18 protein-coding genes are annotated in these 14,738 nt (G+C 44.0%); 17 read left to right on the top strand and 1 reads right to left on the bottom strand.

Translation table 11 applies throughout. The features are described 5' to 3' along the window. Nucleotides 1-23 precede the first annotated feature (23 nt). From fur to AB1L08_RS02915, 13 genes are all read left to right on the top strand, one after another. A complete protein-coding gene (gene fur / locus AB1L08_RS02975; protein ID WP_413063188.1) occupies nt 24-506 on the top strand; it encodes a ferric iron uptake transcriptional regulator in 483 nt (160 codons plus the stop codon). Nucleotides 507-634: 128 nt separating this feature from the next. After that, entirely contained in the window at nt 635-862 is a 228-nt protein-coding gene (locus tag AB1L08_RS02970) for a YqzK family protein (protein ID WP_413063187.1), read from the top strand. Between the two features lie 5 nt (nt 863-867). Then, complete coding sequence (gene xerD, locus AB1L08_RS02965; protein ID WP_413063186.1) at nt 868-1,761, top strand: site-specific tyrosine recombinase XerD; 894 nt, start codon at nt 868-870, stop codon at nt 1,759-1,761. A gap of 91 nt (nt 1,762-1,852) precedes the next feature. Then, the gene (gene deoB / locus AB1L08_RS02960) at nt 1,853-3,040 is read left to right on the top strand and encodes a phosphopentomutase (RefSeq protein WP_413063185.1); all 1,188 of its coding nucleotides are present in this window, start codon (nt 1,853-1,855) and stop codon (nt 3,038-3,040) included. Nucleotides 3,041-3,195: 155 nt separating this feature from the next. Then, the gene (locus AB1L08_RS02955) at nt 3,196-4,362 is read left to right on the top strand and encodes a D-alanyl-D-alanine carboxypeptidase family protein (RefSeq protein WP_413063184.1); all 1,167 of its coding nucleotides are present in this window, start codon (nt 3,196-3,198) and stop codon (nt 4,360-4,362) included. Nucleotides 4,363-4,483: 121 nt separating this feature from the next. Next, on the top strand, nt 4,484-4,822 hold the full coding sequence (spoIIAA, locus tag AB1L08_RS02950) for an anti-sigma F factor antagonist (RefSeq protein ID WP_413063292.1): 339 nt from the start codon (nt 4,484-4,486) through the stop codon (nt 4,820-4,822). 1 nt (nt 4,823) lies between these two features. After that, complete coding sequence (gene spoIIAB, locus AB1L08_RS02945) at nt 4,824-5,264, top strand: anti-sigma F factor (protein WP_413063183.1); 441 nt, start codon at nt 4,824-4,826, stop codon at nt 5,262-5,264. Nucleotides 5,265-5,276: 12 nt separating this feature from the next. Beyond that, complete coding sequence (sigF, locus tag AB1L08_RS02940; RefSeq protein WP_413063182.1) at nt 5,277-6,038, top strand: RNA polymerase sporulation sigma factor SigF; 762 nt, start codon at nt 5,277-5,279, stop codon at nt 6,036-6,038. A gap of 93 nt (nt 6,039-6,131) precedes the next feature. Continuing rightward, a complete protein-coding gene (locus AB1L08_RS02935) occupies nt 6,132-6,749 on the top strand; it encodes a stage V sporulation protein AA (protein WP_413063181.1) in 618 nt (205 codons plus the stop codon). After that, a complete protein-coding gene (locus AB1L08_RS02930) occupies nt 6,739-7,164 on the top strand; it encodes a stage V sporulation protein AB (RefSeq protein ID WP_413063180.1) in 426 nt (141 codons plus the stop codon). Before AB1L08_RS02935 ends, AB1L08_RS02930 begins: the two co-directional genes overlap by 11 nt. A gap of 22 nt (nt 7,165-7,186) precedes the next feature. Continuing rightward, nucleotides 7,187-8,680, top strand: coding sequence for a spore germination protein (locus AB1L08_RS02925; protein ID WP_413063179.1), 1,494 nt, complete (start codon nt 7,187-7,189; stop codon nt 8,678-8,680). 127 nt (nt 8,681-8,807) lie between these two features. After that, complete coding sequence (lysA, locus tag AB1L08_RS02920) at nt 8,808-10,127, top strand: diaminopimelate decarboxylase (RefSeq protein WP_413063178.1); 1,320 nt, start codon at nt 8,808-8,810, stop codon at nt 10,125-10,127. 310 nt (nt 10,128-10,437) lie between these two features. Continuing rightward, nucleotides 10,438-10,803 (top strand): GNAT family N-acetyltransferase, encoded by a 366-nt coding sequence (locus AB1L08_RS02915; RefSeq protein ID WP_413063177.1) that lies wholly within the window; start codon nt 10,438-10,440, stop codon nt 10,801-10,803. Between the two features lie 10 nt (nt 10,804-10,813). Here the strand turns inward: AB1L08_RS02915 and AB1L08_RS02910 are convergent, their stop codons facing one another. Then, nucleotides 10,814-11,311, bottom strand: a complete 498-nt coding sequence (locus AB1L08_RS02910) for a DUF309 domain-containing protein (protein ID WP_413063176.1) — start codon at nt 11,309-11,311, stop codon at nt 10,814-10,816. Between the two features lie 252 nt (nt 11,312-11,563). Between AB1L08_RS02910 and AB1L08_RS02905 the strand changes: the two genes are divergently transcribed. From AB1L08_RS02905 to AB1L08_RS02890, 4 genes are all read left to right on the top strand, one after another. After that, on the top strand, nt 11,564-12,325 hold the full coding sequence (locus tag AB1L08_RS02905) for a segregation/condensation protein A (protein ID WP_413063291.1): 762 nt from the start codon (nt 11,564-11,566) through the stop codon (nt 12,323-12,325). Beyond that, nucleotides 12,312-12,896: an SMC-Scp complex subunit ScpB gene (gene scpB / locus AB1L08_RS02900; RefSeq protein ID WP_413063175.1), complete on the top strand. Its 585-nt coding sequence runs from the start codon at nt 12,312-12,314 to the stop codon at nt 12,894-12,896. The genes AB1L08_RS02905 and scpB overlap by 14 nt, the downstream gene beginning before the upstream one ends. Nucleotides 12,897-13,005: 109 nt before the next feature. Then, a complete protein-coding gene (locus tag AB1L08_RS02895; protein ID WP_413063174.1) occupies nt 13,006-14,151 on the top strand; it encodes a D-alanyl-D-alanine carboxypeptidase family protein in 1,146 nt (381 codons plus the stop codon). Continuing rightward, nucleotides 14,144-14,737 (top strand): nucleoside recognition domain-containing protein, encoded by a 594-nt coding sequence (locus AB1L08_RS02890; protein ID WP_413063173.1) that lies wholly within the window; start codon nt 14,144-14,146, stop codon nt 14,735-14,737. The genes AB1L08_RS02895 and AB1L08_RS02890 overlap by 8 nt, the downstream gene beginning before the upstream one ends. Nucleotide 14,738: the final 1 nt, after the last annotated feature.

The raw sequence follows: 14,738 nt of genomic DNA, 5'->3' as shown, positions 1-14,738 counted from the left end.
TGGCGAGGGAGGAGATACATAAAATGGAAAGCCGGATCGAAAGAATAAAGAAACAATTGCATTCCGCAAGCTATAAGCTTACTCCTCAGCGTGAAGCCACAGTAAGGGTGCTGCTCGAACATGAAGATGATCATTTGAGCGCGGAAGACGTTTATCTTCTGGTTAAAGAAAAATCACCGGAAATAGGCCTTGCTACGGTATACAGGACGCTGGAGCTTCTGACCGAATTAAAAGTAGTTGATAAAATTAATTTTGGGGACGGGGTTTCCCGATATGATTTGCGGCAAGAAGGTGCCGATCATTTCCATCATCATCTCATCTGCATAGAGTGCGGGGCAGTCGACGAAATTCAGGAGGATTTGCTTGGTGATGTGGAAAAAGTCGTCGAACATGACTGGAATTTTAAAATCAAAGACCATCGATTGACTTTTCACGGGATATGCTGGCGCTGTCAAGGAAAACCGGACCCCAAAAAAGGCAATCATAAAAATGATAAAGAAAAGTAACGCCTTTTTCCTATTTAACGGAAAGGCGTTTTTTGTTTTCCCAACCCTGAAGGTATAAATTTGGACAAGATGAGCATATCATTGTAATACGAATTTGTTCGAAAAAAAGATTTAAAGGTTGGGTGGAAATGGGAAGCTTTTTGAAGATGATTTTTGGTACCATCAGAGTGTTTTTATTGTTTGCTGCATGCACGATTTTATTTTATTATGGTATGATTTTGATAAGCCAGGAATACGAAAATTATCGCCGTTATGACGAACCGGAAGGAACGGCCATCAAGGTAATTCAGCAAGGCGGGGACCAGAAAAGCGGCTGGTTTTCCCGACTCATGCTTTTTTACTTAAATGGGGAGTAGGGAACATGAAAGACGAACTTCAAGATTTTATCCATTTTATGGTTGTGGAAAAGGGGTTGGCAGACAATACGATAAAATCTTATGAACGCGATTTGGAAAGCTATCTCGGCTATATTCAAAATATTTGCATGCTCAAAAATTATAATGATATTACAAGAATGCATATCATCCAATTTTTGGGCCAGTTAAGGGGCGAAGGAAAATCAACGAGGACCCTGGCAAGGCATATCGCATCCATTCGCTCCTTTCACCAATTTTTGCTGAGGGAACGCGTCGCAAGGCAAGATCCGACGGTCCATATCGAATCGCCGCAGCAAGAGAAAGTGCTGCCGAAGGTCTTGTCCATCAATGAGGTGCAATCGATGCTGGAAGCGCCTGATTCGACAACCGTATTCGGCATGCGTGACCGGGCCATGCTTGAGCTTTTGTATGGAGCAGGCCTAAGGGTGAGCGAACTGCTGAATCTGGATGTGGATGATGTTCATTTGACGATCGGATTTGTTCGTTGCATCGGGAAGGGCAACAAGGAACGAATCATTCCGATCGGTTCCGCGGCGATCGGGGCTGTGGAATCATACTTGCAAAATGCCAGGCCAAAATTGCGCAAAGAAAAACACAAAACGAATGCCTTATTTTTAAACCATCATGGAAAGCGGATGGCAAGGCAGGGGTTTTGGAAAAACGTAAAAAAAATGGCCGAGAAGGCAAACATCCAAAAAGAAATCACTCCGCACACATTCAGGCATTCGTTTGCCACTCATCTGCTGGAAAATGGCGCCGATCTCAGAGCGGTTCAGGAAATGCTCGGTCATGCTGACATATCCACTACTCAAATATATACACATGTTTCAAAAAAGAGATTAAAAGATATGTATGCCAAATACCACCCGCGCGCTTGAAAATCGCTTTGCGAAAAGCGGTTTTTTTATGGCCTTGGTAAGGGTATGATACTTTTAGATCGACAATTTGAAAAAAACGGAGGCCCAGGGAATGTCATACAAAAGAATTCATATCATCGTTTTAGATTCTGTCGGAATAGGAGAAGCGCCGGATGCAAAGGATTTCGGAGACATAGGCGCAGACACGCTTGGACATATCGCCGAAAAAATGAACGGCTTAAAGATGCCCAATATGGGCAGGCTTGGCCTCTCCAATATAAAGGAAATCAAAGGAATCGAGAAGGCCGATCCGCCCCTTGCCTATTATACAAAGATGCGGGAAGCGTCCATGGGAAAAGATACGATGACAGGGCATTGGGAATTAATGGGTTTAATTACGAGCCATCCATTTAAAGTATTTCCAAATGGATTCCCGGAGTTGTTGATCACCCAGCTGGAAAAAGCATCGGGCAGGTCGATTATTGGCAATATCCCGGCCAGCGGAACGGAGATCATTGAAAGGCTTGGGCCGGAACAAATGAAAACCGGTGCTTTGATCGTTTATACCTCTGCCGATTCTGTTTTGCAAATCGCGGCCCATGAAGAAGTGATTCCGCTTGGGGAGCTGTATGAAATTTGTAAAAAAGCGCGGGAAATTACTTTGGCGGACGAATTTAAAGTGGGGCGTGTCATTGCCCGGCCATTTATTGGAACACCCGGCCATTTTCAAAGAACCGCCAACCGCCATGACTATGCTTTAAAGCCGTTCAAGCCAACCGTCCTGAATCATTTGCTTGATGCCGGCCTGGACGTGATTGCGATCGGAAAAATACATGATATTTACGACGGGGAAGGAATCACCGAGTCAATCCGGACAACTTCCAATATGGAAGGGGTCGACAGGCTGATAGAAACGATGGAAAGAGACTTTAACGGGATCAGCTTTATCAATCTTGTTGACTTTGATGCCAAATATGGGCACAGGCGTGATCCAAAAGGGTACGCCAAAGCGCTCGAACAGTTTGATGAGCGGCTTCCGGAAATATTCGCCAGATTGAAAGACGATGATTTATTGATCATCACTGCGGATCATGGCAATGATCCGACCCATCATGGAACCGACCATACAAGAGAATATGTTCCTCTGTTGGTTTACTCAAAAAGGTTCCTGAGCGGGGGCGAGCTGCCAATCCGCAAATCTTTCGCGGATGTCGGCGCAACAGTGGCCGCCAACTTCCGGGTGAAATGGACCGGAGCCGGGAACAGCTTTTTGGAATTGTTAATGGAGGAGCCCCAATAACCGATGAAACGCCAGGAGACATATTGTCTCCTGGCGTTAATGATTTGTTTGGCCGATTATTTTTTTAAAACATCGTATAAAAAAATGCTTCCAGGAGACAATGGGGATAGCTGGTAAACTTTCCCGGTTTTAAAAGAATAATTGGAGGGGTTAGGATGAAGAGATTCACCGCAGTATTCTTATCTTTATTGCTTTTTGCCGCTGCTTTTATATCGGATCCCGTATCGGCAGCCGAGAAAAAAACTGAACTATCGGATGATTCAAAATCGGCCATTTTAATTGAGCGGGGTACAGGAACCGTTTTATACGAGAAAAACAGCCACGAAAAACTGCCGCCTGCATCGATGACAAAGGTGATGACGATGCTGCTCGTTATGGAGGCGCTCGACAGCGGCCAGCTCAAGCTTGATGAAAAAGTCAGAACGAGTGAGCATGCCGCCTCGATGGGGGGATCACAAATCTTTCTTGAGGCTGGTGAAGAAATGACAGTGAAGGAACTGTTGCTTGGCATCGCCATTGCCTCGGCAAATGATGCCTCTGTCGCACTCGCCGAACGGATTGCGGGGAGTGAAGAAGCGTTTGTAGAAAAAATGAACAAGCGGGCAGCAGAATTGGGATTGAAAGATACAAAATTTCAAAATCCGACAGGTTTGACAGCGAAAGATCATTACAGTACGGCCCATGATATGGCGATGATGGCAAAAGAATTGTTAAAACATGAAGAGATTACAAATTTCACCAAGCTGTATGAATCGTATTTGCGTGAAGATACAGATAAAAAATTTTGGCTTGTCAATACGAACAAACTCGTCCGTTTTTATCCGGGAGTGGACGGGTTAAAAACGGGTTTTACGAGTGAAGCGAAGTATTGCCTCACGGCCACTGCGAAAAAAGACGGGATGCGCGTCATTGCCGTCGTGTTTGGGGCGCCGACCTCCAAAAGCAGAAATGCCCAAATTACAAAAATGCTGGACTATGCTTTTTCGCAATACGCTTCCCATTCTCTTTATCCCAAAGGAAAGGTACTTGGAAAAGCGAAAATCAGCAAAGGATCGTTGAAGGAAGTTAACGCATTGACAGGAGAGCCCATTTCCATTTTGACGAAAAAAGGAGAAGAAGCAAAAGACTTTCAAACGAAAGTGAAGTTGAATAAAAACCTCAAGGCTCCATTAAGAAAAGGTGACGAAGTTGGAAGGATCATCATTCAAAAAGACGGAAAACAATTGCTGTCCGCTCCGCTTGTCGTTGAAAAAGATGTGGAAAAAGCAACTTGGTGGCAGTTGTATAAGCGATCTTTCGGGTTATTTACACAGATAAAATAACGATAATTGAAATACTTTAGCGAATAGTTTCTAGTTTTGTCACGAGGAAGGAATCGGGAACTTCAAAATAGAATTAACTCACTATCGACATTTAAGGAGGCTGTGCATAGTGGGTTTGACAATGGATATGGAAGTAAAACAAGATGTTTTGTGCATTCGTCTATCCGGGGAGCTGGATCATCACACCGCCGGAATGCTGCGGGACAAGATTAGCGCAGAAATGGAAGAAAATGATATTTTACATCTCGTTCTGAATCTTGAAAAGCTTGCCTTTATGGACAGCTCGGGGCTCGGGGTAATCCTTGGCCGATATAAGGAAGTCAAACTGAAACAAGGAGAAATGGTTGTCTGCTCCATTTCTCCGCCGGTAAAAAGGTTGTTTGAAATGTCCGGCCTTTTTAAAATTGTCCGACTGGAATCTTCAGAGCAATTTGCACTCAAAAGATTGGGGGTTGCGTAAGATGAGGAACGAGATGCAAATTCAATTTAGCGCACTCAGCCAAAATGAATCATTTGCCAGAGTGACTGTTGCCGCTTTTGTCGCTCAACTCGATCCGACGATGGATGAATTGACTGAAATGAAGACAGTCGTGTCGGAAGCTGTTACAAATGCCATCATCCACGGCTACGAACAAAATCCGGCAGGAATTGTGTATATTTCCGCTGCCATTGAGGATGGAAAGGTCGATTTGGTGATACGGGATAACGGTGTCGGAATTCCTGATATTGAAGAAGCCAGGCAGCCGCTGTTCACAACGAAGCCGGAAATGGAACGGTCCGGCATGGGCTTTACCATTATGGAAAATTTTACGGATCACCTGGAAATTGAATCACACCCTGGTACAGGTACAACCATTCGCTTAATCAAGTATTTAACGAAAAATAAAGCGTTATGCAATTAAGGAGCCGCGCCTATGGATGTGGAACTTAAAAAAAATGCAAATGCCTCTTTTTTAACGGACGAGGAAGTAAAGGAATATATAAAAAGAAGCCAGGCTGGTGACCAGGAAGCAAGGGATTTGCTCGTGGAAAAAAACATGCGGCTTGTCTGGTCGGTTGTCCAGCGATTTTTAAACCGGGGGTACGAGCCGGACGACTTATTTCAAATCGGCAGCATTGGGCTTTTAAAGTCCGTTGACAAATTTGATCTTTCCTATGATGTGAAATTTTCAACGTATGCCGTTCCGATGATTATCGGGGAAATTCAACGGTTTATCCGTGATGATGGCACGGTCAAGGTGAGCAGGTCGCTAAAAGAATTAAGCAATAAAATCAGAAGGACGAAAGATGAGCTTGCAAAGAAAAATGGCAGAGTCCCTACAGTTACCGAAATTGCAGACCAACTCGGCGTAACGGTTGAAGATATCCTCATGGCACAGGATGCGGGCAGATCTCCCGCTTCCATTCATGAAACCGTCTATGAAAACGACGGCGACCCCATTACATTGATGGATCAGCTTTCCGACCAGGCTGAACATAAATGGTTTGACAAAATAGCCCTTGAGGAAGCCATTCGGGGCCTGGATGAACGGGAGCGGCTGATCGTCTATTTAAGATATTATAAAGACCAAACCCAATCGGAAGTGGCCAAGCGGCTGGACATTTCGCAAGTGCAGGTTTCCCGTCTTGAAAAGAAAATATTGGAGCAAATGAAAGAGCGTATGGATGCCACGTAGTCCATGCGTTTTTTTTTATGGTCCAATCCGGATGCATGAACATTCCCGTTTTGCAGCATAATAAACGACACAAATGTATTGGGAAGTGGAAAAATGGAGGATATCATATACATTCAAATGAGACACCGGGTGGAAATAAAAGAAAATCGGACCATCAGGCTCGGTGACATTGCCGGCATCATTGCCCCGGAACATATGCTGCAAACATTAAATGAACTGGAACTGCATGTGAAAACAGGCGGGGAAAATAAATTCATTGTTATCGATGCATTAACGGTCATAGAAAAGATTGGACGGCAATTTCCGAAAATCGAGATTCAAACAGTTGGACCGGAGGAAACGATTATTGAATTTGTGAAAAAATCAAAGACCAATTTTCCGTTATTCATCGCTGTCTGGCTGCTCCTGTTTGTCGGTTCTGGGCTTACGATTATGAACTTCCATGAAGAGACAAGCATGCAGGCACTTCACCAAAAGCTGTATTGGATGCTGACCGGAACAAAAAACGACAGGCCGTATTTGCTGCAAATTCCATATTCGATTGGACTGGGTATAGGCATGATCCTCTTTTTTAATCATTTATTCAAAAAGAGAATCAATGAAGAACCAAGCCCGCTGGAAATAGAAATGTTTAACTATCAACAAGATATGGACAAGTTTGTTGTACTTCATAAAAAGAAAGAAAGTGCAGAACCGATTGATGATCGTTAGCGTGTTTTGTACCATTTTCATCGGATTGGCTGGCGGGCTGGCCGTGGGAATCGGTTTTGTTGCTTTTTTAACTGTGCTGGGGATCATTCCAAGATTGACCCAGCTCACAAAAACGGGACACCATATTCATGCATATGAATGGGCAGTCATTATCAGTGTCGTCATCTCATCTTTGTTCGATCTGCGAAACTGGTCCGTCAGGCTGTATTCAGGCGTGTTAATTCCGATCGGATTGGCCAACGGATTGTTTATCGGCATGCTCGCAGCCGCGCTTACGGAAGTGTTGAATGTCTTGCCGATCTTGTCCAAACGGATCGGTATGGAAGGAAAACTGATCTTATTATTAATGTCCCTTGTTTTCGGTAAAATTGCAGGCTCATTGTTTCAATGGCTCTATTTTATAAAATATCAATAATCGCGTTAAAGGAGCTCTTTGTATGGCTGAAAAAGCAGAAAAGCAATTTATGGAGATTCCGGCTGATCTAAAACAATTGGAGAAATACTTTAAAGACAGGGTTGGTCTTGGGACGAGCTTTGATATTGGACAGAGAAAGCTTGTTATTTTAAAAAGGAAGGTCCATTTTTATTATGTGAACGGACTTTCCGACACTCAATTCATCGTTGAATTAATAAAAGAACTCGTTCACGTGAACGATAAAGAAATATCTGCCGAAAGTCTGCCTGAAATCATTGAGAACCGGCTTGTCCACGAATCTGTCGAATATGTAAAAACGTTTGACGAAATGGCGGATCAAGTATTATCAGGCCTGATCGGGATTGCCATTGAAGGCGAGAAAAAAGCAATGATTGTAGATGTCCGGAGCTATCCAGGGAGACAACCGGAGGAACCCGATACGGAAAAAGTGGTAAGGGGATCCAGGGACGGATATGTAGAAAACCTGATCGTCAATACGGCATTGACCCGCAGGAGAATCCGCGATGAAAGGCTCCGCTTTGAAATAATCAAAGTTGGTGAAAGATCCAAAACGGATGTGGCGATCGGGTATATAGACGGGATCGCAAACCCCCAGCTGATTGATACAGTGAAAAAGGAATTGGAAAACATTCATATTGATGGAATATCGATGGCGGATAAGACGATTGAGGAGTTTTTGCTTAAACAGGGTTATAATCCTTACCCGCTTGTCCGCTATACAGAAAGGGCAGATGTAGGATCCATTCATTTATTGGAGGGGCATGTCCTGATTTTCATTGATACATCCCCAAGTGTGATGATTACGCCTGCAACGTTTTTTCATCATGTCCAGCATGCGGAAGAATACCGCCAATCGCCAGCTGTGGGAACATTCGTCAGGTGGACGAGGTTTCTCGGCATTTGGATATCCATATTTTTGCTGCCGTTATGGTTCTTGTTCGTCATAGAGCCGTCCATGCTGCCGGAAAATTTTGCTTTTCTCGGTCCGAATAAAGAATCTGATATCCCCCTCATCGTTCAATTAATCGTTGCGGATCTCGGAATCGAATTTTTGCGAATTGCGGCCATACATACCCCGACGCCGCTATCAACCGCCATGGGATTAATTGCGGCAGTTCTGATCGGGGAAATTGCCGTCGATGTCGGTTTATTTCATTCCGAAGTCATACTGTATGTTTCTATAGCCGCCATCGGCACATTTGCCACTCCAAGTTACGAATTGAGTGTGGCCAATAAAATATTTCGGATGCTGCTGCTTATTTGTGTGGCGATTTTTAAAGCTCCCGGCTTCATTGTCGGAGTGATGGTTTACTTCCTCTTTTTAATTTCATTCCGGCCTTTGAATGCTCCCTATTTATGGCCGCTTTTGCCATTTCATCCCGTTGCGCTCTATCAAATTCTCATTCGGCGTCCCGTACCCGGGAGCATATTGCGCCCAAGCATTGTTCATCCGAGAAACAGGGTCCGCCAAAGGCCAGTCAAACCCGAAAAATAAATTGCAGATTGGTTTATATTATGATAAAGTATTGTTTACTTATGGTAAATAAGTTTTGACTTGGCAAGCAATCGGAACGAGTTACCGATTGCTTTGTTATTATACATGCATTGTGGAGGGAAAATATATGCAATTAAACGGGACGGCCAAGATCAATCGTGAAGGGCACCTGGAAATCGGCGGCTGCGATACCGTAAAGCTTGTGGAAAAATACGGTACGCCGCTATACGTTTATGATGTTGATTTAATTAGAAAAAGGGCCAGATCCTTTAAATATATGTTTGAAAAATTGGGCGTAAAATCCCAAGTGGCATACGCAAGCAAAGCCTTCTCATCTGTAGCCATGCTGCAGCTCGTTCATGAAGAGGGTTTGTCGCTCGACGTCGTATCGGGCGGTGAGCTTTATACGGCGATTGTGGCAAAATTCCCGGTGGAAAAAATCCATTTTCACGGGAACAACAAAAGCGAAGAAGAACTGAAATTGGCGCTTGATCATAAGATCGGCTGCATTGTCGTTGACAATTTTCATGAGCTCCATATGCTTCATCATCTTTGCCAAATAAGGAATGAGAAGGTAAACATCTTGCTGCGTGTTACACCGGGAATTGAAGCTCATACGCATGATTATATTTCAACGGGGCAAGAAGATTCAAAATTTGGGTTCGATTTGCAAAATGGACAGTCTGAAACAGCACTTGCCGTAGCGTTGGAAAGCGACTATCTGAATGTGTTGGGCTTCCATTGCCATATCGGTTCGCAAATATTTGAAACGACAGGATTTTTATTGGCAGCAAGGAAAATTTTAGGAAAAGTCGGTGAATGGAAAGACACGTACCAATTCACTCCCAAAGTGCTTAATCTTGGGGGCGGCTTTGGGATTCGTTATACGGATGAGGACAAACCGCTTACACCTGAACGGTATGTTGAAGAAATGATCCTGGAGGTGAAAAGGGAAACGGAGAGGCTGTTGCTGCCGATGCCGGAAATATGGATAGAGCCGGGGCGATCCCTTGTCGGAGATGCCGGAACAACACTTTATACCATCGGTTCCCGCAAGGAAGTGCCCGATATACGAAAATACATTGCGGTTGACGGCGGGATGAGCGACAACATCAGGACGGCGCTTTATGATGCCAAATATGATGCCGTCATTGCGAACCGGGCGGATGAAAAACCGGAAGAGATTGTGTCCATTGCCGGCAAATGCTGTGAAACAGGAGACATGCTGATATGGGATTTGCCGCTTCCTGAAGCAGGGACAAGTGATATATTGGCAGTTTTCTGTACCGGCGCGTACTGTTATTCAATGGCCAGCAACTATAATCGTATTCCAAGGCCTGCGGTCGTGTTTGTTGAAAACGGAACAAGCCGCTTGATTATAAAACGGGAGTCCTATGAGGATCTTGTGCGCTTGGATATCCCTTACAGCGAAAAAACGGTCATTTAGATTTCCCTCAAAAGGTAAAAGTTTGCGATAAATGTAAAAAGCCGATACAATGAATTTTGTTGATCCCGCATTAACCGGCAATAAGATTCCTGCCGCAAAACGGAAAGGTTCGGCGGGGCATGATGTTTCACTTATCCCTGGTTGTGAGTATGACGATAGTAGGAGTGTCCGTTCATGCGCAAGCAAAATATAATCTTGTTCCTTTTCATCTTCGGTTTGGCATTTGCATGGGGATTGTTCTATTGGCTTGTCATTGTGCCGAACAAATGACGGTATTTTGTACGGAAAAAAGACTAATGAGGGATTAATGATGTTAATTCGCTACAAAAAAACTTATGAAAAAATAGCGATGGGCCTGCTTTCATTTATGCCGAATGAAAGAGATTTGAAAAAGCTTCAGCAAACGATAAAACAATACGAGACCGATGACAATTGGCAGCTTTATCTTTGGAAGGAAGAAGATATAACAGGACTCATCGGAGTCGTCATTGACGAAGACAAAATTGAAGTGCAGCATATTTCTGTCAACCCATCCCACCGCTGCCAAGGAATTGGCAAGAATATGGTAAAGTCTTTAAAACAATTGCACGAAAACAAAAAGGTCGTACCGGATGAGCATACTTCCGCTTTTTTTGAAAAGTGCGGCATCCCGGACGAAGAACCCCCGGAATCTTAATTCCGGGGGTTTATTTTGTGACAGCTATCTTTGCATGTTTTTGAGATAAGTGGGAAGCGATATGCTTATGGACGATCTGTTCATCCGTGTCATTCAAATGGCCCCATTTATATCCATGCATCCGCAGCCGTTCTTTACAGATGGCCAGTAATTCCGTATCTTGTATAGGGAGGTTTATGGCTGTATATAGTTTCCCCGTTTTCATGCTGTCCAAGCTATTCAGAAGTGTTTCCATCAGTTCGGCATGGTTCAGGCCCAAAGCGTGGAGCCCGCTCCTTTTTTCCCCCAAGATGTCAATCGCTTTGGCCATCAATTTGATCGCTCCCCGAATATTGCCCCTCCGGTAATGGTAAAGGCTGACGGCAATTTGAATGAGGCCGGCCCAAATGGAATTCCGCCCTTTCCCGTTTCGCTTCCAATGTTCTTCCAATATTTCGTGGCACTCAAAGTAATCTCTGTCTCCATGAAAATGGCATAAAAATAGGATATATGAAAAAGGATAAATCAATCGCGAGGCTCCTTTCGCTTTTTCCGGCATCCGCAATAAAATAAAAAAAGCATCATTTATTTTAGTTTAACATTTTCTTTCGGAAATTTAGACCCATTGGCTTCTGGCCTCTGACTTCCAAAGGAGGAACGCGTAGCGTTTTTCCTTACAAGTATAGCATATGTAGCGCAATACCCGAATTTACCTACTTCTTAATCCAAAAATATTGTATGATGAAAAGATAAAGTACAATTTAACGACAATATTGGTGGTATTATGACATATCAAGTGAAAACAAATGTTTTTGAAGGGCCGCTTGATCTTTTGCTCCATTTGATTAAACGGATGGAAATTGATATTTACGATATTCCGGTGGCTGAAGTGACAGAACAATATTTGCTGTACATACATGCGCTTTCGGATCTGGAGCTGAACGAAGCAAGCGAATACCTGGTGATGTCAGCGACGCTGTTATCGATTAAAAGCAAAATGCTTCTTCCGAATAAGATGGAAGAAGCAGAGGAAGACGTTTCAGTAGAAGAGGATGACCCCCGTACAGAACTTGTCGAGCAACTGATCGAGTATAAAAGGTATAAAGAAGCTGCGGAGGTTTTTAAACAAAAGGAGCAAGAGCGCAATCTTATTTTTACAAAACCGCCGAGTGATCTTTCCCGATTTGTCCAGGATGCCGAGCCGGCCCATGAAACGGACTCTGTTTCGGTTTTTGATATGCTGGCCGCCTACAACAAACTGTTAAAGAGAAAAAGATTGCAAAAGCCATCGGCTGCCAAGGTGGAAATTCAAAAAATCACAATCGAACAAAGAATGGAGGAATTGCTGGCGATCATCGGGAAAAATCGGGCACCCATTCATTTTTCGAAACTTTTCCCCCATGATGACAAGAACGTTATCATTGTAACATTTCTGGCCATGCTCGAATTGATGAAGGGAAATGCCATTTATGTGGAGCAAAGGGGCAATTTTGAAGAGATATACTTAAAGGCGAAAGAGGAGATTGTACTTGAAAGCAGCTAATGAAAAAGGTGTACTCGAAAGCTTGTTATTCGCGGCGGGAGATGAAGGCTTAAGCATAAAACAAATTTGCCACGTCCTGGAAATAACAGAGAAAGAAGCACACAGTCTGCTGGATCAATTAAAGAAGGAATATGATGAAAACGAGGATAGGGGCATTACGATTGCCGTTCTTGCCGGGACTTACCAGCTCGTGACGAAAAGGAGTTTTTCCGGCTACTTGCACAAACTGGTGGAGAACACCCGGCATTCATCCATATCCCAGGCAGCGCTGGAAACAGTAGCGATTATTGCCTATAAGCAGCCCATTACAAGGGCCGAAATAGAAGAAATCCGCGGCGTAAAGACAGAGCGCCCGATCAGATCGCTGCTTGCAAAGGGGCTTATTAAAGAAACGGGAAGGAAAGAGGGGATTGGCCGGCCGATTTTATACGGGACAACGAGAGAATTCCTGGATTATTTCGGACTCAAGGATTTAAAAGAACTCCCTCCTTTGCCTGATGCAAAAATCGACGGATTACATGAAGAAGAAGCTGATCTTTTCTATGGCAAATTTCAAGAATCAATCAAATAAAACAGGACAAAGGACGTTCATGGCATCATGAACGTCCTTTTTCTTTTTGTCATATCATTGGGAGTGGAGCATAGACTTGTACAAATAAAAAGGGGGGCGAGGGAAAAGAATGTACGTTAAAGTCAGTGCGATTGTAATCAGCTTGTGCATGATTTTATGGCTCGCCGCCTTTTCGCAAAAGGACAAGGAAGAAGAACCCGATCTCCCCCTGAGTGCGGCTGGCGCCATTTTGATGGAACAGGAGTCCGGAAGGGTCTTATATGATCATAATGCGGACACTCCTGCCAGAATCGCTTCCATTACCAAAATTATGACGGCGATTCTAGCCATTGAATCGGGAAAACTGGATGAGACGGTTACCGCCAGCAGAACGGCGGTCATGACTGAAGGTTCGTCCATCTATTTAAAGATCGGCGAAAAAATGAAGCTTGAAGATCTTTTATACGGATTAATGCTCCGTTCCGGCAACGATGCTGCCAATGCCATTGCAGAACACGTAGGGGGTAGTGTGGAAGGGTTCGTTTTCCTGATGAATCAAAAAGCCCAGGAAATCGGCATGCACCATACTGTTTTTTCCAATCCTACAGGCTTGGATGATCATGAAAACCATTATTCAACTCCTTACGATATGGCCCTCCTCATGCGATATGCGATGAACAATGACATGTTTAAAGAAATATCGGGAACAAAAGCGTATACAGTGGAGCGGGAGGACGGCAAGATCAGGTGGAAAAACAAAAACCGCCTGCTTACCGAAAAATATCAATATACGACCGGCGGCAAGACGGGATTTACGAAAAAGGCAGGACGGACGCTTGTCACTACAGCTTCCAAAAACGGAATGAACCTGATTGCCGTTACGCTAAATGCGCCTGATGATTGGAATGATCATATTTCCCTGTACGAATACGGTTTTGAGCATTTTCAAATCAAGCAACTGCTTTCAAAAGGGGAACTGTTTGATATTGCCGAGCTTCCTGATGACAAGCAATTGTATGTAAAGCATCACGTCAATTATCCGCTGAAGGAAAAGGAAGTAGACTACATTACGATCAAATACCATATTCTTTCTCCGGAGGATCTGGGAAAAATGAAGGAAGGGCAGGCTGGCGAAGCGGTTTTTTATTTTCAAAATGACGTCGTGCGAACAATTCCCATTTACTTGAAGGAATTGGATCATGGCGGAAGAAAAAGCTGGTGGGACGTATTCAAGAATTTATTTTTCACTCAGACTGGAGTAAAGATAAATGATTAACTACATTTGGGTTGGAATGACTCTGATCGGCCTCGTGTTTGCCGGATTGAATGGCACGATGAAAGAAGTGAACGAGGCCATATTTCAATCAGCCAGCGAAGCCGTTACTTTGTGCATTGGCCTTATCAGCATTCTTGTATTTTGGCTCGGCATGATGAGAATTGCCCAGGAGGCAGGCCTTTTGGAAAAACTGTCCAATTTATTTCGGCCTGTTATCCTTAGGCTTTTTCCGGATGTTCCAAGCGATCACCCGGCAGTCGGCTACATTTTAGCGAATGTCATTGCAAACATGTTTGGACTTGGGAATGCCGCCACGCCCCTCGGGATCAAAGCGATGGAACAGTTAAAAGAATTAAATGGGGGAAAACCGGTTGCAAGCCGCTCCATGATTACCTTTCTCGCGCTCAATACTTCAGGTTTTACACTTATTCCGACGACCGTTATCGCCATTCGAATGAATTATCAATCAACGGGGCCAACTGATATCGTAGGTCCCACATTAATCGCCACCATCTGTGCCACCCTGGGCGCCATTATTGTGGACAGACTGTTTTATTACCGCAGAATCCGAAAAGGGGTAAAATAGC

Source organism: Siminovitchia jepli, from assembly GCF_047228825.1.
Taxonomy (GTDB): Bacteria; Bacillota; Bacilli; order Bacillales; family Bacillaceae_C; genus Siminovitchia.
The sequence above is the reverse complement of the archived record's forward strand: the minus strand, read 5'-3'. Positions and strand labels throughout refer to the sequence as shown.

Bases quoted from the DNA above. Each gene is read 5' to 3' on its own strand.
- AB1L08_RS02925 (WP_413063179.1), top strand. From the start codon at position 7,187: ATGGCTGAAAAAGCAGAAAAGCAATTTATGGAGATTCCGGCTGATCTA.
- AB1L08_RS02915 (WP_413063177.1), top strand. From the start codon at position 10,438: ATGTTAATTCGCTACAAAAAAACTTATGAAAAAATAGCGATGGGCCTG.
- spoIIAB (WP_413063183.1), top strand. From the start codon at position 4,824: ATGAGGAACGAGATGCAAATTCAATTTAGCGCACTCAGCCAAAATGAA.
- fur (WP_413063188.1), top strand. From the start codon at position 24: ATGGAAAGCCGGATCGAAAGAATAAAGAAACAATTGCATTCCGCAAGC.
- AB1L08_RS02930 (WP_413063180.1), top strand. From the start codon at position 6,739: ATGATCGTTAGCGTGTTTTGTACCATTTTCATCGGATTGGCTGGCGGG.
- AB1L08_RS02935 (WP_413063181.1), top strand. From the start codon at position 6,132: ATGGAGGATATCATATACATTCAAATGAGACACCGGGTGGAAATAAAA.
- AB1L08_RS02890 (WP_413063173.1), top strand. From the start codon at position 14,144: ATGATTAACTACATTTGGGTTGGAATGACTCTGATCGGCCTCGTGTTT.
- sigF (WP_413063182.1), top strand. From the start codon at position 5,277: ATGGATGTGGAACTTAAAAAAAATGCAAATGCCTCTTTTTTAACGGAC.
- spoIIAA (WP_413063292.1), top strand. From the start codon at position 4,484: ATGGATATGGAAGTAAAACAAGATGTTTTGTGCATTCGTCTATCCGGG.
- AB1L08_RS02970 (WP_413063187.1), top strand. From the start codon at position 635: ATGGGAAGCTTTTTGAAGATGATTTTTGGTACCATCAGAGTGTTTTTA.
- AB1L08_RS02955 (WP_413063184.1), top strand. From the start codon at position 3,196: ATGAAGAGATTCACCGCAGTATTCTTATCTTTATTGCTTTTTGCCGCT.
- AB1L08_RS02895 (WP_413063174.1), top strand. From the start codon at position 13,006: ATGTACGTTAAAGTCAGTGCGATTGTAATCAGCTTGTGCATGATTTTA.
- deoB (WP_413063185.1), top strand. From the start codon at position 1,853: ATGTCATACAAAAGAATTCATATCATCGTTTTAGATTCTGTCGGAATA.
- lysA (WP_413063178.1), top strand. From the start codon at position 8,808: ATGCAATTAAACGGGACGGCCAAGATCAATCGTGAAGGGCACCTGGAA.
- xerD (WP_413063186.1), top strand. From the start codon at position 868: ATGAAAGACGAACTTCAAGATTTTATCCATTTTATGGTTGTGGAAAAG.